This window comes from Bradyrhizobium sp. JR3.5, assembly GCF_054057015.1.
Genome location: NZ_JBSRYV010000002.1, coordinates 44,425 through 67,694, shown reverse-complemented (window position 1 = coordinate 67,694; position 23,270 = coordinate 44,425). Strand labels below are relative to the sequence as shown.

At 64.9% G+C, this 23,270-nt stretch carries 27 protein-coding genes and 2 pseudogenes; 13 read left to right on the top strand and 16 right to left on the bottom strand.

Going from position 1 to position 23,270, the window contains the following annotated elements:
- Positions 1-33: 33 nt before the first annotated feature.
- From ACVWW1_RS16925 to ACVWW1_RS16915, 3 genes are all read right to left on the bottom strand, one after another.
- Positions 34-1,584 (bottom strand): ABC transporter permease/substrate-binding protein, encoded by a 1,551-nt coding sequence (locus ACVWW1_RS16925; protein ID WP_456656748.1) that lies wholly within the window; start codon positions 1,582-1,584, stop codon positions 34-36.
- Positions 1,581-2,369: an ATP-binding cassette domain-containing protein gene (locus ACVWW1_RS16920; RefSeq protein WP_456656747.1), complete on the bottom strand. Its 789-nt coding sequence runs from the start codon at positions 2,367-2,369 to the stop codon at positions 1,581-1,583. The genes ACVWW1_RS16925 and ACVWW1_RS16920 overlap by 4 nt, the downstream gene beginning before the upstream one ends.
- Before the next feature lie 168 nt (positions 2,370-2,537).
- On the bottom strand, positions 2,538-2,753 hold the full coding sequence (locus ACVWW1_RS16915; protein WP_074131807.1) for a hypothetical protein: 216 nt from the start codon (positions 2,751-2,753) through the stop codon (positions 2,538-2,540).
- 225 nt (positions 2,754-2,978) lie between these two features.
- Here ACVWW1_RS16915 and ACVWW1_RS16910 point away from each other — a divergent pair, with 225 nt between their 5' ends.
- The 4 genes from ACVWW1_RS16910 to ACVWW1_RS16895 all read left to right on the top strand — a co-directional run bounded on the left by ACVWW1_RS16910 (position 2,979) and on the right by ACVWW1_RS16895 (position 5,312).
- Positions 2,979-3,815: a metal-dependent phosphohydrolase gene (locus ACVWW1_RS16910; RefSeq protein ID WP_176529900.1), complete on the top strand. Its 837-nt coding sequence runs from the start codon at positions 2,979-2,981 to the stop codon at positions 3,813-3,815.
- 124 nt (positions 3,816-3,939) lie between these two features.
- Positions 3,940-4,650, top strand: a complete 711-nt coding sequence (locus tag ACVWW1_RS16905) for a hypothetical protein (RefSeq protein ID WP_456656746.1) — start codon at positions 3,940-3,942, stop codon at positions 4,648-4,650.
- 41 nt (positions 4,651-4,691) lie between these two features.
- Entirely contained in the window at positions 4,692-4,964 is a 273-nt protein-coding gene (locus tag ACVWW1_RS16900; protein WP_456656745.1) for a DUF3551 domain-containing protein, read from the top strand.
- 78 nt (positions 4,965-5,042) lie between these two features.
- Positions 5,043-5,312: a DUF3551 domain-containing protein gene (locus ACVWW1_RS16895; RefSeq protein ID WP_207831682.1), complete on the top strand. Its 270-nt coding sequence runs from the start codon at positions 5,043-5,045 to the stop codon at positions 5,310-5,312.
- A gap of 33 nt (positions 5,313-5,345) precedes the next feature.
- Here ACVWW1_RS16895 and ACVWW1_RS16890 read toward each other — a convergent pair whose 3' ends face one another.
- Genes ACVWW1_RS16890 through ACVWW1_RS16855 form a run of 8 tightly spaced genes read right to left on the bottom strand, consistent with a single transcriptional unit; the run spans position 5,346 to position 11,258 of the window.
- Positions 5,346-6,218, bottom strand: a complete 873-nt coding sequence (locus ACVWW1_RS16890) for an FAD-dependent monooxygenase (RefSeq protein WP_456656744.1) — start codon at positions 6,216-6,218, stop codon at positions 5,346-5,348.
- Positions 6,130-6,546 carry an FAD-dependent monooxygenase gene (locus tag ACVWW1_RS16885; protein WP_456656743.1) on the bottom strand — a complete coding sequence of 139 codons (417 nt, stop codon included), beginning with the start codon at positions 6,544-6,546 and terminating at the stop codon, positions 6,130-6,132. Before ACVWW1_RS16885 ends, ACVWW1_RS16890 begins: the two co-directional genes overlap by 89 nt.
- Before the next feature lie 15 nt (positions 6,547-6,561).
- Complete coding sequence (locus tag ACVWW1_RS16880) at positions 6,562-6,957, bottom strand: hypothetical protein (RefSeq protein WP_456656742.1); 396 nt, start codon at positions 6,955-6,957, stop codon at positions 6,562-6,564.
- A 23-nt stretch (positions 6,958-6,980) separates the two neighbouring features.
- Positions 6,981-7,175: a hypothetical protein gene (locus ACVWW1_RS16875; RefSeq protein ID WP_176529905.1), complete on the bottom strand. Its 195-nt coding sequence runs from the start codon at positions 7,173-7,175 to the stop codon at positions 6,981-6,983.
- A 15-nt stretch (positions 7,176-7,190) separates the two neighbouring features.
- A complete protein-coding gene (locus ACVWW1_RS16870) occupies positions 7,191-7,784 on the bottom strand; it encodes a 3-phenylpropionate/cinnamic acid dioxygenase subunit beta (protein WP_456656741.1) in 594 nt (197 codons plus the stop codon).
- A 30-nt stretch (positions 7,785-7,814) separates the two neighbouring features.
- Positions 7,815-8,621 carry an SDR family NAD(P)-dependent oxidoreductase gene (locus ACVWW1_RS16865; protein WP_456656740.1) on the bottom strand — a complete coding sequence of 269 codons (807 nt, stop codon included), beginning with the start codon at positions 8,619-8,621 and terminating at the stop codon, positions 7,815-7,817.
- Positions 8,618-9,970: an aromatic ring-hydroxylating oxygenase subunit alpha gene (locus tag ACVWW1_RS16860; protein ID WP_456656739.1), complete on the bottom strand. Its 1,353-nt coding sequence runs from the start codon at positions 9,968-9,970 to the stop codon at positions 8,618-8,620. The genes ACVWW1_RS16865 and ACVWW1_RS16860 overlap by 4 nt, the downstream gene beginning before the upstream one ends.
- 58 nt (positions 9,971-10,028) lie before the next feature.
- A complete protein-coding gene (locus tag ACVWW1_RS16855) occupies positions 10,029-11,258 on the bottom strand; it encodes an ABC transporter substrate-binding protein (RefSeq protein WP_456656738.1) in 1,230 nt (409 codons plus the stop codon).
- Positions 11,259-11,384: 126 nt separating this feature from the next.
- On the opposite strand from ACVWW1_RS16855, the gene ACVWW1_RS16850 reads away from it, so the two are divergent.
- From ACVWW1_RS16850 to ACVWW1_RS16835, 4 genes are all read left to right on the top strand, one after another.
- The gene (locus ACVWW1_RS16850) at positions 11,385-12,194 is read left to right on the top strand and encodes an IclR family transcriptional regulator (protein WP_456656737.1); all 810 of its coding nucleotides are present in this window, start codon (positions 11,385-11,387) and stop codon (positions 12,192-12,194) included.
- Between the two features lie 390 nt (positions 12,195-12,584).
- Positions 12,585-12,731 carry a hypothetical protein gene (locus tag ACVWW1_RS16845; protein ID WP_456656736.1) on the top strand — a complete coding sequence of 49 codons (147 nt, stop codon included), beginning with the start codon at positions 12,585-12,587 and terminating at the stop codon, positions 12,729-12,731.
- 177 nt (positions 12,732-12,908) lie between these two features.
- Positions 12,909-15,290 carry a C2 family cysteine protease gene (locus ACVWW1_RS16840; protein ID WP_456656735.1) on the top strand — a complete coding sequence of 794 codons (2,382 nt, stop codon included), beginning with the start codon at positions 12,909-12,911 and terminating at the stop codon, positions 15,288-15,290.
- The gene (locus tag ACVWW1_RS16835; protein ID WP_456656734.1) at positions 15,238-16,362 is read left to right on the top strand and encodes a hypothetical protein; all 1,125 of its coding nucleotides are present in this window, start codon (positions 15,238-15,240) and stop codon (positions 16,360-16,362) included. Before ACVWW1_RS16840 ends, ACVWW1_RS16835 begins: the two co-directional genes overlap by 53 nt.
- 32 nt (positions 16,363-16,394) lie before the next feature.
- On the opposite strand, the gene ACVWW1_RS16830 is transcribed toward ACVWW1_RS16835, so the two are convergent.
- Positions 16,395-16,667: a ketopantoate reductase family protein gene (locus ACVWW1_RS16830; protein ID WP_456656733.1), complete on the bottom strand. Its 273-nt coding sequence runs from the start codon at positions 16,665-16,667 to the stop codon at positions 16,395-16,397.
- Positions 16,556-17,401 carry a ketopantoate reductase family protein gene (locus ACVWW1_RS16825; RefSeq protein WP_456656732.1) on the bottom strand — a complete coding sequence of 282 codons (846 nt, stop codon included), beginning with the start codon at positions 17,399-17,401 and terminating at the stop codon, positions 16,556-16,558. The genes ACVWW1_RS16830 and ACVWW1_RS16825 overlap by 112 nt, the downstream gene beginning before the upstream one ends.
- 125 nt (positions 17,402-17,526) lie before the next feature.
- Between ACVWW1_RS16825 and ACVWW1_RS16820 the strand changes: the two genes are divergently transcribed.
- Together ACVWW1_RS16820 and ACVWW1_RS16815 are read left to right on the top strand one after the other, a co-directional pair.
- Complete coding sequence (locus ACVWW1_RS16820) at positions 17,527-18,342, top strand: ABC transporter ATP-binding protein (protein WP_456660600.1); 816 nt, start codon at positions 17,527-17,529, stop codon at positions 18,340-18,342.
- On the top strand, positions 18,342-19,127 hold the full coding sequence (locus tag ACVWW1_RS16815; protein ID WP_456656731.1) for an ABC transporter permease: 786 nt from the start codon (positions 18,342-18,344) through the stop codon (positions 19,125-19,127). Before ACVWW1_RS16820 ends, ACVWW1_RS16815 begins: the two co-directional genes overlap by 1 nt.
- On the opposite strand, the pseudogene ACVWW1_RS16810 reads toward ACVWW1_RS16815, so the two are convergent.
- A pseudogene (locus tag ACVWW1_RS16810) lies at positions 19,124-19,967 on the bottom strand (helix-turn-helix transcriptional regulator). The gene ACVWW1_RS16815 and the pseudogene ACVWW1_RS16810 overlap by 4 nt on opposite strands.
- 92 nt (positions 19,968-20,059) lie before the next feature.
- Here ACVWW1_RS16810 and ACVWW1_RS16805 point away from each other — a divergent pair.
- Both ACVWW1_RS16805 and ACVWW1_RS16800 read left to right on the top strand, forming a co-directional pair.
- A pseudogene (locus ACVWW1_RS16805) lies at positions 20,060-20,951 on the top strand (SDR family oxidoreductase).
- A 19-nt stretch (positions 20,952-20,970) separates the two neighbouring features.
- Positions 20,971-21,696: an SDR family oxidoreductase gene (locus ACVWW1_RS16800; protein ID WP_456656730.1), complete on the top strand. Its 726-nt coding sequence runs from the start codon at positions 20,971-20,973 to the stop codon at positions 21,694-21,696.
- Between the two features lie 215 nt (positions 21,697-21,911).
- Here ACVWW1_RS16800 and ACVWW1_RS16795 read toward each other — a convergent pair whose 3' ends face one another.
- Positions 21,912-22,157, bottom strand: a complete 246-nt coding sequence (locus tag ACVWW1_RS16795) for a hypothetical protein (protein ID WP_456656729.1) — start codon at positions 22,155-22,157, stop codon at positions 21,912-21,914.
- 35 nt (positions 22,158-22,192) lie between these two features.
- On the bottom strand, positions 22,193-22,702 hold the full coding sequence (locus ACVWW1_RS16790) for a 4Fe-4S binding protein (RefSeq protein WP_456656728.1): 510 nt from the start codon (positions 22,700-22,702) through the stop codon (positions 22,193-22,195).
- Positions 22,703-22,898: 196 nt separating this feature from the next.
- On the opposite strand from ACVWW1_RS16790, the gene ACVWW1_RS16785 reads away from it, so the two are divergent.
- Complete coding sequence (locus tag ACVWW1_RS16785; protein ID WP_456656727.1) at positions 22,899-23,261, top strand: hypothetical protein; 363 nt, start codon at positions 22,899-22,901, stop codon at positions 23,259-23,261.
- The last annotated feature ends 9 nt before the right edge of the window (positions 23,262-23,270 follow it).

The window sequence follows — 23,270 nt, the reverse complement described above, 5'->3', positions numbered from 1 at the left end:
TTTTGTCGCGAGCTCCTCGCAATGACGATGGGGTTATTTCGGCCCGATCTTCTCCCACAACCAGCGCGCCACGGCGTCGGGCGACGATGATGCGTCGTTGCCCGACGCGCGCAGGTTGGCCTCGCGCATCGCGGCGATGCCGATCTTGCCGACCAGCGGCCGCAGCGCCCCTTTGAGAGTCTCGTCGTCGCGCCGCTTTGGCGACAGCAGCACGATCGCGTCATAGGGCGGGATCGCGTGCCTGTCGTCCGCGAGCGCAACCAGGTCGTATTTCGCGATCAGCCCGTCGCTGGTGTAGCCCGCGATGACGTCGACCTCGCCGGAGGCAACCGCGGCATACATGAAGTCCGGCTGCATCTGACGCTGGGCGCGGAACGTCAGCCCATACGCCTTCTGGATGCCGGCCCATTCCGGCCGCGAGAAGAATTCATAGTCGCCGGCGATCGACATCGTCGCGGCGTGCGACGCGAGGTCGGCGATCGAATGGATGCCGAGCTGATCGGCGCGCTTCTTCGGCATCACCAGCGCATAGGCGTTCTCGAAGCCGAGCTCGCCGAACAGCGTGATGTCTTGCCTGGCCAGCGTCGTCTTCAGTTCGCCCAGCAGCTCGCCGCGGGGCCTGATGTCGGTGTGGTGGAACTGGTTCGCCCACAGCGTGCCGGAATAGTCGACATAGACGTCGATATCGCCGGCCGCGAGCGCATCAAAGATCACGTTGGAGCCGAGGCCGGCGCGGGTCGTCGTCGGCAGCCCGGCCGCTTGCAGCCGTTGTGCCATCAGCGCCGACAGCACATATTGCTCGGTGAACGTCTTGGCGCCGACGACGTAGCGCGCCTGCGGCCGCGCGATCGCGGGCACCAGCGTCGCCGCGATCAGGGCGGCGATGCCGAGCCCGCCGAGTGCGGTCCGGACGCGGCTGCGATTGCGCAGGCCATTCTCGATCAGCGCCAGCAATTGGTCGACGACCAGTGCGAGCACGGCGGCGGCGAAGCAGCCGAACAGCACGAACACCCAGTTCTGGGTCTGCAGCCCCGCGAAGATGTAGTTGCCGAGGCTGGTCTGGCCGATCGGCGTCGACAGCGTCGCGGTGCCGATCACCCACACCGCGGCGGTGCGGATCCCCGCCATCATCACCGGCAGCGCCAGCGGAAGCTCGACCATGGTGAGCGATTGCCGCGGCGTCATGCCGACGCCTTGGGCAGCCTCCAGCACCGCCGGATCGACGCCGGAGAGGCCGGTGATGGTGTTGCGCAACACCGGCAGCATCGAATAGAGCGCGAGCGCCAGCACCGCCGGCAGGAAGCCGAAGGCGGAGAAGCTGAAGCCGAGCCACGCCGCGGTCAGCGCCGTGAGCGCCAGCAACAACGGATAGAACAGCGCGAGCAAAGCGAGCCCGGGCACCGTCTGCACGATGCTGGCAAGCCCGAGCAACGTGCCGCGCAGCACCGGCCGGTTGCGCGCGATGAGCGCAAGCGGCAGGCTGATCAGAAGTCCGAGCGCCAGCGCGGCGACGCTGACCCGGACATGGTTGCCGAGATAGTCGGGCAGATGCGCAAGCGCCTCGCTCCAGCGTGGATCGCTCATGCCGTGCCGTCCCGCGGCAGCAACGCGCCCAGCCGTTCCGCCTGTCGACGCGGCGTACGCAAGAGTTCGCCGACATAGGCGTCGGTGTTGGCCGCGAGCTCCGCCGGCGTGCCCAAAGCGAGCAGCTTGCCGCCACGCATCACCGCGACACGATCGGCCAGCAGCAGCGCCTCGGTCATGTCGTGGGTGATCATGACCGTGGTCAGGGCGAGCTCGCGATGCAGTCTGCGATAATCGTCGCCGAGCGCGTCGCGGGTCAGCGGATCGAGCGCGCCGAACGGCTCGTCCATCAGCACGATGCGCGGCTTCGCCGCCAGCGCACGCGCGACGCCGACGCGTTGGCGCTGGCCGCCGGAGAGTTCGTGCGGCAGGCGGTCGCGATGTTGCGCGCGGTCGAGCCGCACGAGGTCGAGCAGTTCATCGACCCGCGCCGAGATCTCGGCCTGCGGCCAGCCGAGCAGCGTTGGCGTGATGCCGACATTGCCGGCGACGGTGAGATGCGGAAACAGTCCGCCGCTCTGGAAGACATAGCCGATGCGGCGCCGCAGCAGGATCGGGTCGATGCGGCTGACGTCCTCGCCCTCGACCGCGATCCGGCCGCGGTCGGCCTCGATCAGGCGGTTGGCCAGCCTGAGCAGCGTCGTCTTGCCGGAGCCCGAGCCGCCGACAACAGCCAGGAATTCACCCTCGGCCACGTCAAGCGAGACGTCGTCGACCGCTACCACGCGACCATTGTCAAAACTCTTGCCGACATGCGCGTAGGCAATCAGCGACGTTGCGGGCATTCTCGGGCCATTCCTGGGCGACCTCACGTCTCACCATCGTGAACGACAGTGATAGCCCATAAAATGGACTTTGACTCGAGGTGCACGCGCCTGCATCACGCGGTTTCGCAGGCTGTTCCAGTCGGGCGCGCGAAGCGGGTCAGCCCCTTCGGGGGCTGTGAGCACACATCACACTTCGTTCTTGGGTACGTATTTGCCCATGATGCACTTATAGCTCTGCAACCGCCAATCGTGATACGGCCCCTTGGCGAGCCAGTCGGCGATGCCGATCTGGGCACTCACAGCGCAGGCGCCCATGGTGATGCCGGATTGGTCGCTATTGGTGACGACCTTTTCCATGCAGAGCTGAGCATTGCAAAGGATGGCGACGAGCGTAACAAGCATGATGGTCTTTATCCGTAAGATTAACCCGGCTGAACCGAATCATGCACGGTTCATGCCATTATCAGCGGTTTTGGTGCCGCAGCCGGCAAGACCGGGAAAGTACGGCGGAACGAATGACGCGCTCGCCGGCGCGTAGCCGCACGCCCGCAGATGCGCTATAGTTCTGCCCAACTACGACGTGAGATCGGGGCGAGCGAGGAACGTTGCGCGGTCGGGGCTGCATCGATGATGACGTTACCTGAGTTGGCGGCAGGTGCTTTGGAGAAGTTTCTCTCCACGCACGTTAGCCGCACCTTTGGGGCCTCGCAGGCGCGCTTCGGCGAACTCCTGCCGGCCGCAGCCCGCATTGCGCTTGAATGCATCGGCAACAGCGATGCGCTCTACCACAATGTCGAGCACACCATGCTGGTCACGCTGGCCGGGCACGACATCATCCGCGGTCGCGCGTTGCACACCCATGTCACCGCGGAGGATTACACCCACACGATCATCGCCTGCCTGACGCACGACATCGGCTATGTGCGCGGCCTGCTGAAGGGCGACGGACCGGATGGTTATGTAATCGATGCCTCCGGCAAGAAGGTCGTGCTGCCGCGCGGCTCGTCGGATGCCGGCCTGATGCCGTATCACGTCGACCGCTCGAAGCTCTATGTGCTCGACAGGCTCGAGGCCGTCCTCCCGCTCGATCGCGAACGTGTCGCGCGCAACATCGAAGGCACGCGGTTTCCGGCACCCGAAGGCCTGCAATATGACGACGAGGCGGCGATCGTCCGGGCCGCCGATTTCATCGGACAGCTCGGCGATCCCAACTACATCAGGAAAGCCAACGCGCTCTATCACGAGTTCGAGGAAGTCGGCATCAACCGCCAGCTCGGCTATGAATCGCCGGCCGATATCGTCGACCGCTATCCGCAATTCTACTGGAATATGGTCGCGCCGCACATCCAGGGCGCCATCAACTGCCTGAACATGACGGCAAGCGGCCGTCAGTGGATCGCGAACCTCTACAGCAACGTCTTCCGCGCCGAGCGCGAGGTCACCCTGTCCGGCCCGCAAATCTGACGCACGGCACCAGCGGCGCGGCCTTTCAGCACGGCTCGCCTGCATTCCCCGGTCGTTTGCGGGACGTCCACATTTCGGCCTGCTTCATCGTTGCACAGTCCGTGGAAATCGGCGACCTTGCGCCATGGACCTCTCCATCGACCGTGTTCTCGATCGTTCCAGCATGATCTACCGTTTCGCTCAATTGATTGCGATTGCTATCGTGTGCTGGCCTGCGCTCGCCGTTGCCGCCGGCCCGGTCTACGACGTCGACCTGTATGCGTTGATGTCAGGTACCTGCCGCAATGTCACGGTCGCCGGCCGCAGCTATACCTGCAAGGCGGTGGCCTACTTCCACACCCTGCGCGGCCGTTCCGAATTCACCGTCGTGCTCGACGATCCCGCCGACAAGAGCCATATCGTCTCGTTCTCCGGCGAGAGCACCGAGCGCACCCAGGACAATCTGTTCGAGCTCGCGGTCGACCGCATGTTGCTGAAGTCGAGCGACCGTCCGCGTGTCGATGGTCTGCCGGTGCCGCTGGTCGAGATGTCGACAGGCTCCTGCCGCCAGGTCGGAAGCTTCATCACGCGGCAGGTGTCGACCATCACCTGCGCCGCCACCGACCAGAACGGCAAGCGGTACGAGCTGAGCTTCGAGTCGGATGGCTCGCCGATCACCTTGCGCCGGCTGCGGCAATCGACGCTGCCGTCGGAACGGCAACTGGCACGCCAGATCGCACAGCTCGAATGCCGCCTCAAGGCGCGGGCCGCGCAGGTTCTTCCGCGGGACACCACGGCCTTCATGATCCGTTGTCTTGGTGAGGACGACGGCAAGCCGGCCGGCGAGCAGCGATAGCCGCGCGCCCGGCGTTCCGGAGCGAGCTTGAGGAGAATTCGATGCGCTTGAAATTCATCATCATCGCCGCCATCGGCGTCGGCATCGCCGGGCCCGCCGCCGCGCAAATGTACGATCCGAATTATCCGGTCTGCATGGGAGTCTATGGCGGCAGGCTGACGCCCGAGTACATCGATTGTAGCTTCACGTCGCTTCCGCAATGCCAGGCAACGGCCTCGGGACGATCGGCGACATGCTCGGTCAATCCCTTCTACAATGGTCCAAAAAAGCCGACCAGGGAGCGGGGTCAGCGACCGCGTCAGCCTGTCAACTAGCGCGCCGTCGCGTCGCTGGCGCAGTTGACTAACTCCGGCGGTCGTGGGGAAACCTTCCTAGCGACAAGGGGGACACCGATGCGCCTGAAACTGTTCGCGATCGCCGCAGCTGCGGTCGCCCTGGCCGGACCTGCCGCCGGGCAGGCCTACGATCCGAACTATCCGGTATGCATGCACGTCTTTCAGGGCAAGTACGGCGGAAGCTACATCGATTGCAGCTTCACCTCGATCCCGCAGTGCCAGGCGTCGGCGTCGGGCCGGGGTGCGATGTGCTCCGAGAATCCCTTCTTTACGCCGCCGCCACCTCCGAAGCGCCGGGCGCACCGCGGACGGCATCGTGCCCACTGATGTGGGAACACCAGGCAGCTCGAATGCCTGCCGTCAGACCGGCACGTTCAAGGCGTCGTAGGTGAACAGCCAATCATAGCGCTCGCGCACCCGGTCCGGTTGCCATTCGCGCGAGACATAGGCGTCGGCGCCTTCAGCGTCGGCGAGCGCCGGATTGTGGAAGCGCCTGGTATTCTCGGCGGACTTCATCACGATCATATTCGTCCGCGTCAGCCGCGCGGCCTGATAGCGCTGCAGCGCCTCTTCGGGCGGGAAGCATTCGACGCAGCGTGCCAGCACCATGCCGTCCTCGATCGCCATGTTGGCCCCTTGGGCCAGGAACGGCAGTGTCGGATGCGCGGCGTCGCCGAGCACGCAGGCCCGCCCCACGGCGAAGCGACCGAGCGGATCGCGGCCAAGCAATGCCCATTTGTAGGGAATATCGAGGTTGTCGATGATGGTGTGGATATCCGGATTCCATCCGGCAAAAGCAGCGCCGCAGGCCTCCCGCGTGCCGCGTTCGGTCCACGATTCGACCGACCAGCTCTCGCCCTCGAAGATGCCGACGAAGTTCAACAACTCGCCGCGGCGAACCGGATAGGTGATGACATGGCCGCCCGGACCGACCCAGTTGGTGCCGACGTCGCGCCTGAGGCTCGCCGGTAGCCGCTGCATCGGGACCAGGCCGCGCCAGGCGGCCACACCTGAGAAGAATGGCTTTGTGTCGCCACCGATCTGCCGGCGAATCTCGGAGTGCACGCCGTCGGCGCCGATCACGACGTCGCCGCGGCGCCGCTCGCCATTGGCGAGATGCAGCCAGATGCCGTCACCATCCTCGTCAAAGCCGGCGCAGCGGCTGTTGAGATGCAGGCGTCCCGGTGCCCGTGCACTGAATGCGTCGAACCAGCACGCGGTGACAGTCGCCACGATGCACCATCCAGTAGGGCGCGCCATAGATTGCTCGCGAAGAGGCGCCGAGGTCGAACAGCTTCCAGGTCCGCCCGGTGCTGAACAGCCGGATCTCCTTGCCCGAGGGCTCGCAAGCGATCGCCTGCATTTGTTGCTCGAGGCCGAGGGCAATCAGGACCCTTGTGCCGTTGGCGCTGAGCTGGACGCCGGCGCCGAGCTCGCGCAGCTCCGATGCCTGTTCGAAGATCTCAACCTCGATCCCCCGTTGCAGCAGCGACAGCCCCGCGACGAGGCCACCGATCCCGGCGCCGGCAATCAGGACTTTTGGCCTGCGGTTTGCGCTCACGCGATCCATCCGCCGCTATCTGCGCGTGACAAGGAAGTCATCGGTGAACTCGCCGCGCGAGACCTTGACCGGGATTTCGCCCTCGCTGCCGATCTCGACGAGCTCCGAGCCGGACTTGTTATCCTCAGGCGTCAGGAGTTCGATGCGCTCGGCGATCCGCTCCGCCTGCCAATCCGTCAGCTTCCAGGCAAACCGTCCGCCGAGATCGCGCATGCCGAATTCCTCGTCGGCGGGCGCCAGCACCACCTCGTTGCGCGAGACCGCGCCGGGAATACGCTCCGCCACGGCAACGGCCTGCGGGTTCTCGGCAAAGCGCCGCAACAGCCTTGCCAGCGCGGCAAGATCGGCGGCCTCGCCGAGGAACAGAAAAAGCGGATGGAAATCGCTCGGCATGTATTCAAATCGCAGCATGATCGATGGTCCGTTGGCTGGAACTAGTCGCTGAGAACCTCTACGACGTCCTGGGCATGGCAAAGCTCCACCGTGCCGACATCGCCCGGACGGGCAGGGGACTCCAGATAGCGCACTTGCAGCCACTGGCCGTCGTCCATGTTCTCCACCACCTCGGCGACGACGCCCGCCTCCAGTTTGAGCCGCGTCCCCACCTTGATCGCCGTCACGTCAATCATCGCACCACACCTTGCTCAGAAGAACGTGGTGAGATTTTTGGCCAGCAGGATATTCTGTTCAAGCAATATCTCGCGCCTCGCGATCTTCCAGGCGTTGTCGGTCAGGCGCAGCGTGTCGTTGCGGCGGCCGACGAAGATGTAGGTCTCGTACTCGACGCGGTTCTGATAGACGAGGAAGCGGCTGGTGACATCGAGCTCGCGCGCCGCGCCGATATCCGGCCGCGCGCCCTTGATCTGCACGTTGCTGACCATGTGCGTGATCCGCGACAGCGGCTCTTCCGCGTAATGCACGCCGGTCAGGATCTGTTCGACCCGTTTGGTCAACGTCCATTTGTCCTCGTCGAACCAGCTGATGCCTTCGCCGCGTTTGGTGTTTTCGCGTGTGGCCTGCTGGCCGAACTTCACATTGCGCCGGATCGGCATGAAGTAGCTGACGTCCTCGGCGAGCAGCTCGAGCCAGTCGCGGAAGCGCCGGTCATCGAGCAGGTCGGCCTCGTGGTAGTAGAAATCCTCGACATCGGCCTTCAGGCGGTAATAGGCCGCCGATCGTTCGATCGCGGCGCCGGCAAGGTGCGCTTGCTTGTCGTGATCCTGAACACTCGTCGTCATCGGTATCTCCTCTTCAGGGATCGCGGGTTGTCAGGTTGCCGGAGCGGGCGGAATCGGTCCGCCTTGTTGCGCGAAGCAGCCGACGTCGATCACGGTGCCGGACAGCGTTTCGGCTTCCGGCGACAGCAGGAAGGCCACGACATTGGCGATGTCGTCGCCGCTAGCGACCCGGCCCGCGGCGGTGCCGGGCGCGCCCTTGCCGAAGCGCGCGGCGTCGCCACCGACCCGGCCAAGGCTCATGCCGCTGACGATGCCGCCGCCACCGGGGATCACGGTGTTGACGCGGATGCGCTGGTGGAAGAAGTCGTAGGCCATCGCCGCGCTCAACGCGACGACGCCGCCCTTGCTCGCGCTGTAGACCGCCATGTTCGGCTTGCCCCAGCCGGCGCCGGATCCGATGTTGACGATCGAGCCGCCGCCCTGCGCGATCATGTGGGGGACTGCCGCGCGACTGGTGAGATACGGTCCCTTCAGATTGACGGCGATAATGCGATCGAACAGTGCCTCGTCGGTGTCGAGCACGGTGCCGAGCGGACCGATCGCGGCGTTGTTGACGACGCCGTCGATGCGGCCGAACCGCGCCATGGCCTGTGCGACCACTCTGCCGACATCGCCCGATTGCGACACATCGGCTTCCGTCAATTCGGCGGAGAGGCCTTCGCGATCGAGCTCTTGGCGCAGGGCCGGAATGGCGTTCTGTGCGGTGCTCGAGACCTGTGGCGCCTCGAGGCCGAACGCCACCACCGCATGGCCGCGGCGGGCGAGGCCGAGGGTGATCGCGCGGCCGATGCCGAAGGTGCCCCCGCTGACGAGGACGGTTTTTCGGGGCGCGGTCATTCTGCGGCCTCCCGGCTGCCCGCGGGGGATCCAAGCAACTCGTGCCAGTCGCCGCCCTGCATGTAGGTGGTCCAGCGGCGGTAGAAGCCGCGCGCGATCTGCTCGGTGACTTGCGTGGAGACATCGCCGCCGAGCGGATGATCGGTGACGTAGGCGCCCATCGACTGCTGATAGTTGAAGGGATAGCGCCGCGCGACCGTGCCGGTGCTCGCGGCGGTCGCATAGAGCCAGTTCTCCATGTCGTCCTGCTCGGTCATGCCGGCCGGGCCGGAGTAGCGCATGTAGTAGTGGCGCAGATAGTCCTTGGCTTCCTGTGGTGCGTCCTTGTCGACCAGGAAGAAGCGCCAGCCTTCGGTCGAGGTCGGGCTGTGCGGATGCCAGGCGCAAAGTCCGCGCGGCTGACGACCGTGATAGGAGGTGTTGGGGAAGATCGTGCCGACGAAGGGCAGCAGCCGCGCGCCTTCGCCGAGCCGCCGCTTGCGCTCCTCGAAACAGTGCCGGAAGTATTGTTCGAGGATCGGATTGTCGAGGAAGGACTCGGTGTATTCGTTGGCTTCCGGCTGGATCGCGCTCCTGTGCACGCCGTGGCCTCCCGGAAAACTGATCCAGACGTGCTGTGCCTTCTCCAGTTCGTCGTCGCGGCGGCCCTTCTTGCCGGCCGCGGCGCTCGGCCCGATGCCGATCAGATCGACCGAGCGGTGGCTCGGATTGTGATAGGTGTCGCCGAGGAAATTCTCGGCGGCGAATTTCCAATTGGCCGGGAATACCCATTTGTGGACGCCGATCACCTCGGAGCCGCCCTCGCGGCCGTCGCGGCAGTCGAGCGCCTGGTCGAGGTGGATCCTGGCATCGCCGAGATAGGTGATGAAGTCGGGCGCATCCTTGTCCCAGGTCGCCCAGATCGAGCCCTTGTAGTTGCAGAGCTTCGCCACCGAGACCAGCGAGTTGGCCTCGCGGTCGAGCACGCCGTCATAGAGCGTCCGGTGCAGCGGAACACCCTGCAGCTTGCCGTCTGTGGTGTAGGTCCAGCTGTGATACGGGCAGGTGAACAGCGAGGTGTTGCCCTGCTCGTAGCGGCACACCTTCATGCCGCGGTGCCGGCACGAATTCAGGAAGACGTGGATCTCGCCTTTCTTGTCGCGGCAGAGGATGACGGATTCCTCGCCCATCCGCGAGGTGTAGAAGTCGCCGGGATTGGGCACAAGGCTTTCGTGCCCGACCAGCAGCCAGGCGCGCGTGAAGACCTTGTCGAGTTCCTGCCGGTAGATGTCGGCGTCCACGAAGATCTCGCGGCTGATGAAGCCACCCTTGACGTCAACAAGTTGATCGAAATCGTTGCGAAGCGGCATCGGCTCCTCCTTAGTTCTTGCATGCGCGACCGTGCGTCGCGGCGAATGGTGGTGCGTCCTATTTGTCAAGCTTGCAGCCGCCCGTTCCCTCGGAGCGGAACGCCTTGTCGCCGGGAATGACCGCGATCTTCTGGTAGTAATCCCAGGGATATTTGCTCTCGTCCGGCTTCTTCACGCGATAAAGCGACAGGTCGTAGACGACGCGGCCGTCTTTGCGGATGTGCGCGGGGCGGCCGAAGAAATCGACCGGCAGCTTGCGCATCTCGGCATTCACCGCCTTGGCCTCGTCGCTGCCGCCGGCCTCGATCGCCTTCAGATAGTGGCGCACGGCGGCATAGGTCGCCGCTTGCAGCTTGGTCGGCTCGCGTTTCTCGATCTCGATGAAGCGCTTGGCAAAGGCGCGGGTGCCGTCGTCGTCATCCCAATAATATTGGGACGCGATGTACATGCCCTGCGCGTCGCGCAGGCCGATCGAATGGACGTCGGAGATGAAGGTCAGCATGCCGACGATGGTTTGCCCACCCTGTTGCAGGCCGAATTCGTGGGTCTGCTTGACCGCGTTGACGGTGTCGGCGCCGGTGCCGGCCAGTGCCACCACCTTGGCGCCGGAATTCTGCGCCGCCAGCAGGAAGGACGAGAAGTCGGTGGTGTTGAAGGGATAGCGTACCGCGCCGACGACCTTGCCGCCGGCATCGGTCACCGCGCGCGAAGCATCCTTCACCATGGCGGTGCCGAACGAATAGTCGACCGCAACGAAGAACCATTCCTTGCCGACGCGGCGGCTCAGCTCGCCGACCAATCCGGCCGACAGTGCGTAGGTGTCGTCGGCCCAATGCGTGATGACGGGCGAGCATTTGTCGCCGGTCAAATCGGAGGTCGCGGCGCCCGAGACCAGCGCGGTCCGGTTGCTCTGTGTCGCGAGCCCGGCGACGGCGAGGCCGACCGAGCTGACCGCAAGGTCGGTCACCGCGTCGACATGCTCGACGTCGAACCATTGCCGCGCGATCCCGACTGCGACGTCGGGCTTGTTCTGGTGATCGGCCGAGATGATCTCGATCGGCTTGCCCAGCACCTTGTTGTGAAAATCCGCAGCGGCAAGCCTGGCGGCGGTCACCGAGCCCGGCCCGCCGAGATCGCGGCCGCTGCCGTAATCGCCCAGGACCGCAATCCGCACCACGCCGTCGGAGATGCCCGAGCCATCGGGCGCGGCATATGCCAGCGACGTCGAGAGCATCAGCACGGCGATCGCAGACCAGCTGCGCGTGGCGTCTGTCTGAAGCAATTCCAATCCTCCGTCATTTTTAGTATGTCCGTCTGATGGACATTATTCTCATAATATGATAGTATCCATGCGGGCCGATTGGTCAAGCGCGCGGGATGCAGCGCGCCCTGCCGAATTTGCGGATGTGGACGGATGGCGAAGAAACCGAAGGCGGAAGCTCACGACGCGGAGCAGGGGGTGTCAGGCGTGCGCGCGGTCGACCGCGCGATCGCGATTCTGCAATGTTTCACCCCCGATCAGCCGGCGATGAGCGTGATCGAGATCCAGAAGCGCGTCGGGCTGAGCCGGCCGACGCTCTATCGTCTGCTGCAGACGCTGGCGCAGCGCGACCTGATCCAGGCCGAAGGCGATCCGCAGCGCTTCCGGCTGTCCCATGGCGTGATGAAACTGTCCCATGTCTGGCTGACGGGGCTCGAGGTCGTCGCGATCGCACGCCCGGTCGTCGAAGGGCTGCGCGAGGCGACCGGCGAGACCGCCGCGCTGTTCCGCGTGCAGGAGGATCGCAGCATCTGCATCCTCGAATGCCAGAGCCGTCACGTGCTCTCGATCAGCCGCGGCGTCGGCGACAGTTTGAGCCTGACCCGCGGCTCGACCGGCAAGGCGATGCTGGCCTTCATGGACCCGGCGCGGCGGGCCGAACTCCTCGCCACCATATCGAACAGCGCCGACCGTGCGCGGCTGGAGGAAGCCCTGGCATTTGCGCGGCGCAACGGCTATGCGACCAGCCACAGCGAGATATTCGCCGGCACGGTCGCGGTCTCCGCGCCCTGCTTCGATCACCGCGGCGACGTCGTCGGTTCGGTCGGCCTCTACGGACCGGGCGCGCGCATCGACGAGCAGAAGCTGCTGGAATTTTCGAAGCTGGTGCGTGAGGCCGGCCGGCAGATTTCAGTTCTGCTGGGATTTCAGGGGGCCGAGCCGGCTGCTCCCGAACGCGCGTGATGCGGTCGGGCCGGCGGCGCTCGGCCATCCCTTCATGCTGCGCGCGCCAGGGCATCGAAGCGACGGCGGCGCGGGTCAAGCTCGGCAGGGAACCCGGACTAGGTTCGGCTTCCCTGGGGACCCGGCGCGGCGGTCGGGGCCAAACCCTGCCGCGATCCCGGGTGGTGGACGGCGCATCAGGCAGACGTTAACGAATCTTCACGATCATGCGGGCTGCTTTGGCTGTTGGCAGCGTTCGGCTAGATCGACACGCGTCCCGAATTCGTTCACAACTATGGCGATAGTCACGCATTCTATTGCCGGATTCGTCGCGACGGGACGCGCGCAACCTCGCCAGGACAGGCCTGGCCGACAGCAATCATATTGCGTCAAGACTTGCGAAGGAATTCCATGACGGCAAGCTGGGTCAATTCACTGGTCGACAGCGGCATCAAGTCCGACATGCTCAACTTTGCCGCGGACGGCGTCTTCACCGACGCTGAAGCCATCCAGTTGCTGGCTGGACGTGGCCAATCGAGGGAGTGTCACCGCGAATGAGCTGAACTCGCTGCAGCTGATTGCGGCCAATCTGAACAGCGGCCTCTCCACATCGGATTATGTCTCCCATCTTTTCGTTCAGCTCGTTGATGGGAATCCGGCCAACGCCACCTGGACAGGGGCGGCACTGCTCACATCACGCTCGGCAATCTGCAGGTTGGCACGACGTCGACGCAGATGTCTGAACTGATCGGAAAGTGGTTCCAGGGGACCGATCTTCCGGACCCGACTTTGCCGCCCGATGCAGGCGGGAGCGGCTGGACATTGCAGGGCTACAGCGCGGTTACCGGACCGTTGTATTCTTCGACGGGCGCGGCCACCGTCAACGACATCTGTCAGGGAGCAGACGGCGATTGCGAACTGATGTCGGGATTGATCGACGTCGTCGTCTTTCACCCTCAGGTCATGAGCTCCATGATCGTGGACAATGGAAACGGCACCTATGGCGTGCGCTTCTATGTCAATGGTCAGGAGACATGGGAGACCGTCAATGACGAGTTTCCAGTCGTCAGTGGCACCGAACTTGACTATGGCCACAACTATAATGAGCAGCCCACTGCAATGTGGGTTGCGTTGGTGGAGAAGGCCTACGCGCAGCTCAGTGCAACGGGGCAGATCGGGCACCCGGCGGTCAACAGCTACAACAACATTTCCGCGGACCCTCCGACAGACGTCCTGGAGAATCTGACCGACGCGACGAGCGTCAACTATTATCTGAGCAGTTCATCCTCCTGGTACAGCAACAAGTCCGTCTATATCGCAGCGCTCTCCAACCACGACGATGTCATCCTGGAGATTCCCTCAACGTCTCCGTACACGTACGACAGTGCCGGAAATATCCAGCTGGTCCCGGACCATGCCTTCGGAGTCGTCGGCTATGACAGTGCGACGGGCAATTTCATCGTTCGTAATCCATGGGGAAACAGCTATTCCGGCCAGAACTGGGATGTACAATTTGAAGTCTCGCTGACACAGATCGCCGGCGAGGGCGGCGACTTCGTCATCGACAATTCCGGCGCGGTCGACGTCGCGCCCACGGTGGTCGCGTCAAACATAACCGGCCGCGTGCAAACCTCGATTGCAGCGTCGTCCATGTTCTATGTGACGAGCGGTACTCTGCCCGTCATCGAATATGCGCTTTGGGACTCCACCGGTAACGGCCACTTCACCGTGGGCGGGGTGGCGCAGGCGAACGGGGTCGAGATCGACGTCGCTGCTTCACAGTGGTCCAGCATTGCCTATCAGTTCGGTCCCGCGAGCGACCAGCTGTGGGTGGAGGCGTTCAACGGCGTATTCTGGAGCGCCTGGAGCGAATTTACGGCAACCCCTGAAGGGCCCGTGGTGGCGGCCGCAAACGTGACGGCAACGCACGGCCAGAGCTTTGCCGTGTCGTCGCTGTTCACCTATTACGACCCGTTCGGCCTCGCAGCCACCCAATACGATGTCTGGGACAGCGGCACCGGTGGCGGCCACTTCGTCCTGAACGGGGTGGCGCTTGCCGCCAATCAGGACAACTACATCACGGCCGCGCAGCTGTCGTCATTGACCTATCAATCCGGCTCCGGCGCGGACACGCTCTGGATCCGGGCCAACGACAGCACGGTGTGGGGCCAATGGTCGGCTGCTTTCACGGTCACCGCGCCGGTCGACAGCGGTCCCGTTGAGGCGGTGTCGAACATTGTCGCGGCTCATGGTCAGAGTTATGCGGCCTCGTCCTTGTTCACCTACAGCGATCCGTTCAACAGTCCTGCGACGCAATATGACGTCTGGGACAAGGGAACAGGCGGCGGCCACTTCGTTCTGAACGGGGTGGCGCTTGCCGCCAACCAGGACAACTACATCACGCCCGCCCAACTGGCGTCGTTGAGCTATCAATCGGGCTCCGGCATCGACACGCTCTGGATCCGCGCCAATGACGGCACCGTGTGGGGAGCGTGGTCGAGCCCCTTCACCGTCAATGCTCCGGTCGACACCGGGCCCGTCGAGACGGTGTCGAACATCGTCGCGCCCCACGGCCAGAGCTATGTGGCTTCGTCGCTGTTCACCTACAGCGATCCGTTCAACAGCGCCGCGACCGTGTACGATGTCTGGGATAGCGGCACCGTCGGCGGGCACTTCCTCCTGAACGGCGTGGCGCAGCCCGCCAACCAGGACAATTACATCACGGCCGCCCAGCTGGCGTCGCTGACCTATCAATCCGGCTCCGGCATCGACACGCTCTGGATCCGCGCCAATGACGGCACGGTGTGGGGCGCGTGGTCGAGCGCGTTCACCGTCAATGCTCCCCTCGACAGCGGACCCGTTGAGACGGTGTCGAACATCGTCGCGACCCACGGCCAGGGCTATGCGGCCTCGTCGCTGTTCGCCTACAGCGATCCGTTCAACAGTGCTGCGACCCAATATGACGTCTGGGACACGGGCACAGGCGGCGGGCACTTCCTTCTGAACGGGTCGGCGCTGTCGGGCCAATCAGCACAACTACATCACGGCCGCGCAGCTGTCGTCATTGACCTATCAATCCGGCTCGGGGACCGACACGCTCTGGATCCGCGCCAATGACGGCACGGTGTGGGGAGCGTGGTCGAGCGCCTTCACCGTCAATGCTCCGGTTGACAGCGGGCCCGTTGAAGCGGTGTCGATCATCGTTGCGGCTCACGGTCAGAGCTATGCGGTCTCGTCGCTGTTCACCTACAGCGATCCGTTCAACAGCGCCGCGACCCAATATGACGTCTGGGACACGGGCACAGGTGGCGGGCACTTTGCTTTGAGCGGGGTGGCGCTTGCGCCCAACCAGGACAATTACATCACGGCAGCCCAGCTGGCGTCGCTGAGCTATCAATCCGGCTCGGGCGCGGACACGCTGTGGGTCCGCGCGAACGACGGCACCGTCTGGGGATCATGGTCAAGCGCTTTCACCGTGACTGCGCCGGTGGACTCGGGTCCGGTGGTGACCCCGACCAATTCGAGCACGCTGTCCGTTCAGGGCCAGACGTTCTCGGTGTCCTCGCTCTTCACCTATTCGGATCCGTTCGGCAGTTCCGCGACATCATATGATGTCTGGAATAGCGGAGGCGGCAACGGCTACTTCACGCTGAACGGTGTTGCGCTCGGAGCAAATCAGGACAACGTCGTCGCGGCCTCGCAGCTCTCCCAGCTTGCGTATCATGTCGGGTCGGACACGGACACGCTCTGGATCAAGGCCAATGACGGGACCGTCTGGGGCGCCTGGTCCAGCGCCTTCACGATCAGCGATCCCTCGATCATTCCAGCCGGACAGACCCTCGAGCTTGCGTCGGCGAGCTCGGCGCAAATCTCCTTTGCATCAAGCTCCGGGACATTGAAGCTCGACGACCCCGCCGACTTCTCCGGCACCGTCGCGGGCATGACGGGAGCCGACGCGATCGATTTCGCCAATATCAGTTTTGCGGCCGGGCAAACCGTGGGCTTTGCCGGCAACACCGCAGGTGGCGGATCGATCGCCGTCTCGGACGGCGTGCACGCCGCCAGCATCGCCTTGCTCGGAAACTACATGGCGTCCACCTTCGTCGCCGCGAGCGATGGACATGGCGGCACGAGCATCACGGTGCATACGGATCAGGTCGCCACGCTTGCCCCGCCGCAACATGCCTGAGCGGGGCCGCTGCTCCGACCGCGACCGCCTGCTTACGACGGCGTGCCCATCGCATAGGGCTTCAGCACGGCATAGAGGAATTCGTGCGTCGGGGTCGGCACGCCGAGCTTGCGGCCGAGCTCGACCACCTTGCCGTTCAGCCAGGGCAGTTCGAGCCGGTTGCCGCGCTCGAGATCGAGCGCCATCGAGGCCTTCATCGCCGGCGGCGCGTGGCCGATGAAGTCGAGCACTTTCGCAAGCGGGTCCGGCGGCAGCTTGATGGCGCTGGCGTGCGCGACGGCGATGGTCTCCTCGCAGGCCGACACGAACAACGGGCGCAGGTCGGGATCGTCGCGCGCAGCCTGCCGATCGGCTGGCGCGTGACCGCGGTCATCCCGGCATTGGTAGCGAGGCCAACGAACTTCATCCACAGCTCGGTGTTGATCTGCTCGCTCAGCGTGGCGTCGAAGCCGGCCTTCAGGCAGAGCGCGAGCAGCGCCTTGCCGCGCGGCGTGATGCGGCCGTCGAGCTCGCCGAAGATCATCCGCATGAAGGTGCCGACCTGGTTGATCACGCCGGGCTTGATGATCGAGGCAGAGATCTGCGCCACGCCGCCCATCACGGCGTCGCGGCCCAGGATCGGGATCAGCCGGTCGGGCGCGTCGATGCCGTTCTGCAGCGGGATCACCGCGGTGTCGGGACCGACCATCGGCTTGATGTGCTCGCCGGCGCTCTCGACGTCCCACAGCTTGACGCAGAACAGTACGATATCGACCGGGCCGACGCTTGCGGGGTCGTCGGTCGCCTGGGTCGGGACCAGATGGGTTTCGCCGCGGCCGCCCTGAACCTTCAGACCTTCGCTGCGCATGGCGACGAGGTGCGCGCCGCGCGCGATAAAGATGACGTCGGCGCCGGCATGCGCCAGTGCCGCGCCAAAGCCGCCGCCGACGCCTCCGGCGCCTACCACTGCGATCCGCATGATTGTCTCCTTGTCCACGGCCTTGGCCGCAGCCTCGACGAAGTCGGTGCGATGCGCAACCCCGGTTGCGCAGTGCGCCACCCGGCCTCTCTGAAAATCGCGTGACCGCGGTCCCTCAGCACGCGTCCTGCGCCATCTTCCTGCGTTGAACTTGCCCGAGCGAACCGCTAAGCCATGTGCCTGATATTCGGGAGGAATGCGTGGCGATGACGGAGCCGACGGCGGTCGCGCTTGACAGTGCGACGGTGGCGTTTCGGTTGGCGGATGGACGGGTCTATACCGCGGTCGAGCGAGCCAATCTTTCGGTCGCGCATGGCGAGTTTGTGGCCATTGTCGGCCCGACCGGATGCGGAAAGTCGACGCTGCTCAATGTCACCGCGGGGCTGTTGAAACCGGCTGCCGGGGCGGCGCGGATTTTCGACAAGCCGCTCAGTGGCCTCAACCGCGACGCCGGTTATCTGTTCCAGGCGGATGCGCTGTTCCCGTGGAAGACCGCGATCGACAATGTCGCGATCGGGCTTGAGATCCGAGGTACGCCGCGCACGGATGCGCTCGCGCGCGCGCAGCAATGGCTGACCTCGGTCGGGCTCGGCGCCTTCGCCGGCCGCTATCCGCACATGCTGTCGGGCGGCCAGCGCAAGCGCGTCGCACTCGCGCAGGTCCTGATCCGCGATCCGAAGATCCTGCTGATGGACGAGCCGTTCGGCCCGCTCGACGCCCAGACCCGGCAGATCATGGGCAATCTGCTGCTGGAATTGTGGACCGCCGACCGCAAGGCGGTGCTGTTCGTCACCCACGATCTCGAGGAGGCGATCGCGCTTGCCGACCGCGTCGTGATCATGTCGGCCGGGCCCAGCGCGCGCATCATCGGCGACTGGCGCATCACGCTGCCGCGGCCGCGCGATATCGCCGAAATCCGGATGGAGAAGGATTTCCATGCCCTGCACCGCGAGATCTGGGGCGTGCTGAAGGACGAGGTGATGAAGGGCTACGTGCAGTCGACGCAGGCGGGGGCCGCCTGATGTCGCGCGTCACGTTGCTGTCCCTGCAGGTTCTGGTCGCGGTCGTCACGCTGGCCTTGTGGCAGTTATTTGCCACCGTGCCGGTTTTCGGCAAGGTGCTGCTGCCGCCGTTCTTCTTCTCCAATCCGGTCGACGTCTTCAGCCAGATTGTAAAATGGTTCTCGACCGGTGTGATCTGGAAGCATCTTGCGATCACCTTGTGGGAATCCATCCTCGCCTTCGTGATCGGTTCGGCCGGCGGCATCCTGGTCGGCTTCTGGTTCGCGCGGCAGCCGCGTGTCGCCGCGGTGTTCGATCCCTATGTGAAGATGGTCAACGCGCTGCCGCGCGTGGTGCTGGCGCCGATCTTCGCGCTGTGGTTCGGGCTCGGCGTCTGGTCCAAGGTCGCGCTCGGCGTGACGCTGGTGTTCTTCATCGTATTCTTCAACGTCTACCAGGGCGTCAAGGAAGTGCCGACCACGGTGCTCGACAACGGCCGCATGCTTGGCATGAACGAGCGGCAGCTGATGCGCCACGTCTACTGGCCCTCGGCGCTGTCCTGGATGTTCTCCTCGCTGCACACCTCGGTCGGCTTTGCCGTGGTCGGCGCGGTGGTCGGCGAATATCTCGGCTCAGCGGCCGGCCTCGGCTATCTGATCCAGCAGGCCGAGGGCGTGTTCGACGTCGCCGGCGTGTTCGCCGGCATGTTCGTGCTGTCGGCCTTCGTCATTCTGATCGACATGGCGGTGACTGTCGTGGAGAAGCGGCTGCTGGTCTGGCGGCCGACGGCGGCGGCACGGGACTAGGCCACTGCCGGTGCGGCATCCATCAGCCCGCGGATCTTCTCCGTCACCTCCGGGTCAACAGGATTGTAGACGATCATGCTGAGGTCGGACCGGCCATCGACCGCGAACGCTGAGTATTCGAACTTGACCGGGCCGAGGATCGGGTGCTGGAGCTGCTTGACGCCCTCGCCATGGGTTCGCACGTCGTTGTCGCGCCACAGCGCCGCGAATTCCGGGCTGAGCCGGCAGAGCTCATCGACAAAAGGTTGCACCTCGGCGGCCGCGCCGGCGCGCATCGCGTCCACCCTGAAGGCGCCAACGACGAAGCGCGCCACGCTCGCCCAGTCGTGTTGCGCGGCGCGGACGCGCGGATCGAGGAACATGAAGCGCAGCACGTTGCGCTCGCGCGGCGCCAGCGATCCATAGTCCGTCAGCATCACGGTCGCCGCCCGGTTCCAGGCGACGATATCCCATGTCGCAGTCCTGATCACGGCGGGGCTCGGCAGCAACGCGTCGAGCACGCGCTGCAGCCGCGGCGTCACGCCTTCATTCTTTTGGTAACGCACCTCGGGCGTGCGGCCGAGGCCCGAGCAGGAACAGATGCTCGCGCTCGACCTCCGTCAGCATCAGCGCCCGCGCGATGCGGTCCAGCACATCGGCTGACGGCGCGCCGCCGCGGCCCTGCTCGAGCCAGGTGTACCAGGTCGCCGAGATGTTGGCGCGCTGCGCGACTTCCTCGCGGCGCAGGCCCGGCGTGCGTCGCCGCTCCGGTGGAAAGCCGAACGTTGCAGGATCGAGCTTGCTGCGGCGGTCCTTCAGATAGGCGCCGAGCAGGTTCTCATACGTGAGCGGTTCGCTCATCCTGTTAGCCATTATACCATGATAACGTCACTACTTTACCACGATAGCGCAGCGACCCAGATTTGTCGCCAGCAAAACCTGGAGACTTGCTGATGCGCGTGTTTGTCACTGGAGCCACCGGTTGGGTCGGCTCGGCTGTCGTGAATGATCTGATTGCCGCCGGCCATCGGGTGCTCGGCATGACCCGCTCCGACAAGGGCGCGGCAGCGCTCGCCGCCGCCGGCGCCGAGGTTCACTACGGAACACTGGAAGATCTCGACAGCCTGAAGAGCGGCGCCGCGCAGGCGGATGCCGTGATCCATTGCGCCTTCAACCACGACTTCTCGAGGTTTGCGCAGAACTGCGCGGACGACCGGCGGGCGATCGAGACGCTCGGTGCCGTGCTCGAAGGCTCGAAACGTCCGCTGATCACGACATCGGGCGTCGCGCGGGTGGCGCAGGGCCGCGTCGCCACCGAAGAGGATCCGCCGATTCCGGTCTCCGAGGCCTATCCGCGTGCGTCCGAGGCGACGACGATGGCGGTGGCATCGCGCGGCGTGCATGCCGCGGTGGTCCGGCTGCCGCCCTCGGTGCATGGTCACGGCGACCACGGCTTCGTGCCGCGCCTCGTCGCCTTTGCGCGCGAGAAGGGCGCCTCTGTCTATATCGGCGAGGGACAGAACCGTTGGCCCGGCGTGCATCGGCTGGATGCAGCCCACGTCTACCGGCTCGCGCTCGAGCGCGGCGGTCGAAGGCGGCCCGTTCCATGCGGTCGCCGACGAGGGCGTGCCGTTCAAGGCGATCGCCGAGGTCATCGCCCGCCGGCTCGACGTTCCGCTGGTGTCGAAGTCTTCAGAGGAGGCGGCCGAGCATTTCGGCATGTTCAGCCGGTTCGTCGCCTTCGATGTGCCGACCTCGAGTGCGCGGACGCGCGCGCGGCTCGACTGGCAGCCGCGGCAGCCTGGACTGATCGCCGACATCGATCATCCCGCTTATTTCGCGTAGCTGCCGCGGAGGACGGACCATGACAGACGCCAAGATGTCGCTCGACGGCAAGCGCGTGATCGCAATCGGGGGATCGTCGGGGATCGGCTTTGCCGTCGCTGCGCTCGCGCGGGAGCAGGGCGCGGAGGTGGTGATTGCTTCCAGCAAGCCGGCCAATGTCGATGCGGCGGTCGCGCGGCTGCCGGGATCTGCGGGCATGACCGTCGATCTGCGCGACGAAGCCAGCGCGTCGCGCTTCTTCGATCGCGTCGGCGCCTTCGATCACCTCGCGATCACGGCGGGCGATCGGGGCCTCCCGGCGTTCGGTGCCACGCGTGATCTCGATCTCGTTGCAGCGCGCGAGGCTCTCACTCTTCGATTCTGGGGCTCGCTCGCGGCGGTCAAGCACGCCAGCCGCGTGATCGCTGCGAACGGATCGATCACGCTGACCGGTGGCCTGCTGGCACACCGCCCGCAAAAGGGGATGCCGTTTGTTACCGCGGCCGCGGGTGCCATGGAGAGCCTGGCCCGCGGCCTTGCCGTCGATCTTGCGCCAGTCCGCGTCAATGCCGTCTGCCCAGGGCTCATTCTCACCGAGCGCGTCAAGCAGATGCCGGAGGAGAGGGTGCGCGGCTACGTGGCAGGCTTGCCGTTACCGCGCGCCGCATCGCCGAGCGAGGCGGCCGCGGCTTATGTCTATCTGATGCTGAACAGCTACGTGACCGGGCAGATTCTTGCGGTTGATGGCGGTGGTCTGTTGGTGTGACGCACGACGCCGTCATTGCGAGGAGCGAAGCGACGAAGCAATCCCTCCATCTGCGTGCGCGGACAGATGGATTGCTTCGCTTCGCTCGCAATGACGTGGAGAGGTAAGGCGGGTTAAAGATCGTAGGGCGGGTTAGCGCCACGTAACCCGCCAACTTTGTGCGGCAATGAAAGATGGTGGGTTACGCCTTCGGCTACCGCACCCTACGCAGCCGATTATAGCGGGAAGCACCGCATGTAGGCGGCGAACAGCTTCTCATCGCTGAAGCTCACCAGCTCTGATGCAATCGCGTCGGTCAGGTCGAGGTCGCGGTTCTGGATGCGCAGCCATGCCTGGGTATCGGCGGTGATGTTCAGCGCCGCGTCTCCGACATGACGCCCCGGCACCACCTGCAGATCCTTGCCCTTGATCACGACTGTCATGTCCAGCGCGCTTGCCCCGGTGAAGCGCAGATGCGTCACGAAATCCAGACCGCGCGCCCTGCCGCGCTGAAATCCTAGAGCGAGAGCGAGAAGATGTAGGCCTGGATGCTGCCGGTATGGCGGCCGGACGTGACATGCTGGACCTTCTTGTGCGGAAAGCGCCGCGTCACCGTGTCCTCGGCGTCGGTATCCGGGATCACGTAGACGAACTCGTCCTTGTTGATCAGCGGCTGCACCACCTCAGTGAAATGCGCGTCCCGATCATGCAGGAAGGGGCCGATCACGTCTTCGCCGGCCGGACAGGCCGAGATGCAATAGGCTGCCTTGTAGCCCGGCTTGAACGACAGCGATTGCCAGATGTTCAGCGTCTCGGTGCGGGGGACGCGCGCGCGATAATCATTGGCGTCCTTGGAGTCCGCGACCTTCTCCACCCACTGCGTGAAGTTGCCGAGGAAGTCGTGATAATTGTGGGTGTGGCAGGACAGGAAATCGAAGCCGCCGTCCGGCTTGATGGCGCCGACCGGGCAGGCGGCCACGCACAGCTTGCACTCCAGGCAGGGATTGTAGTCGATCGGCTTGGTCATAGGCGTCCACCTCGCATCCGAGCAGGACAGTGCCGAGCAGCACGAAGCTGCCGAATTTCGGGTGGATGATGCTGCGATGGATTCCCATCCGCCCGAGGCCTGCTTCCACCGCGATCGGCTTGTGCTGGACCATCATGATCCGGGGCAGGTCCATCTCCATCGGGAAGGCGGCGACTGAATTGCAGGCCGGGATACCGTGCTCGTCGAGCGCGCGCACGATGGCACGCGCGGTTTCGTTGACGTGATCGTAAGTGCCGTGGAATTCCTCGTTGGCGACCGAGCGCGAAGGCGAGCGCACCGGCTCGCGGTTCATGTGGCACACGATCGCGAGCAGGGAACGCGTCCGGCCGTAGACCTTGCGGATGAAATCGCGCTGCGGCGCGATGGCGGCGCGCTCGAATTCGATGATGCCGACGTCATCGGCTCCGCACTCCCGCGCGATCCGCTTGAGCAATTCCGAAGAGACTGGGACGTCCTGAACGTGCTGGCTGCTGCGCGCGCGCACCGCCTTGACCGTGGGGTGATCGTCCAGGCTCATGGTTCGCTCTCTATAAAATGACGATCATCA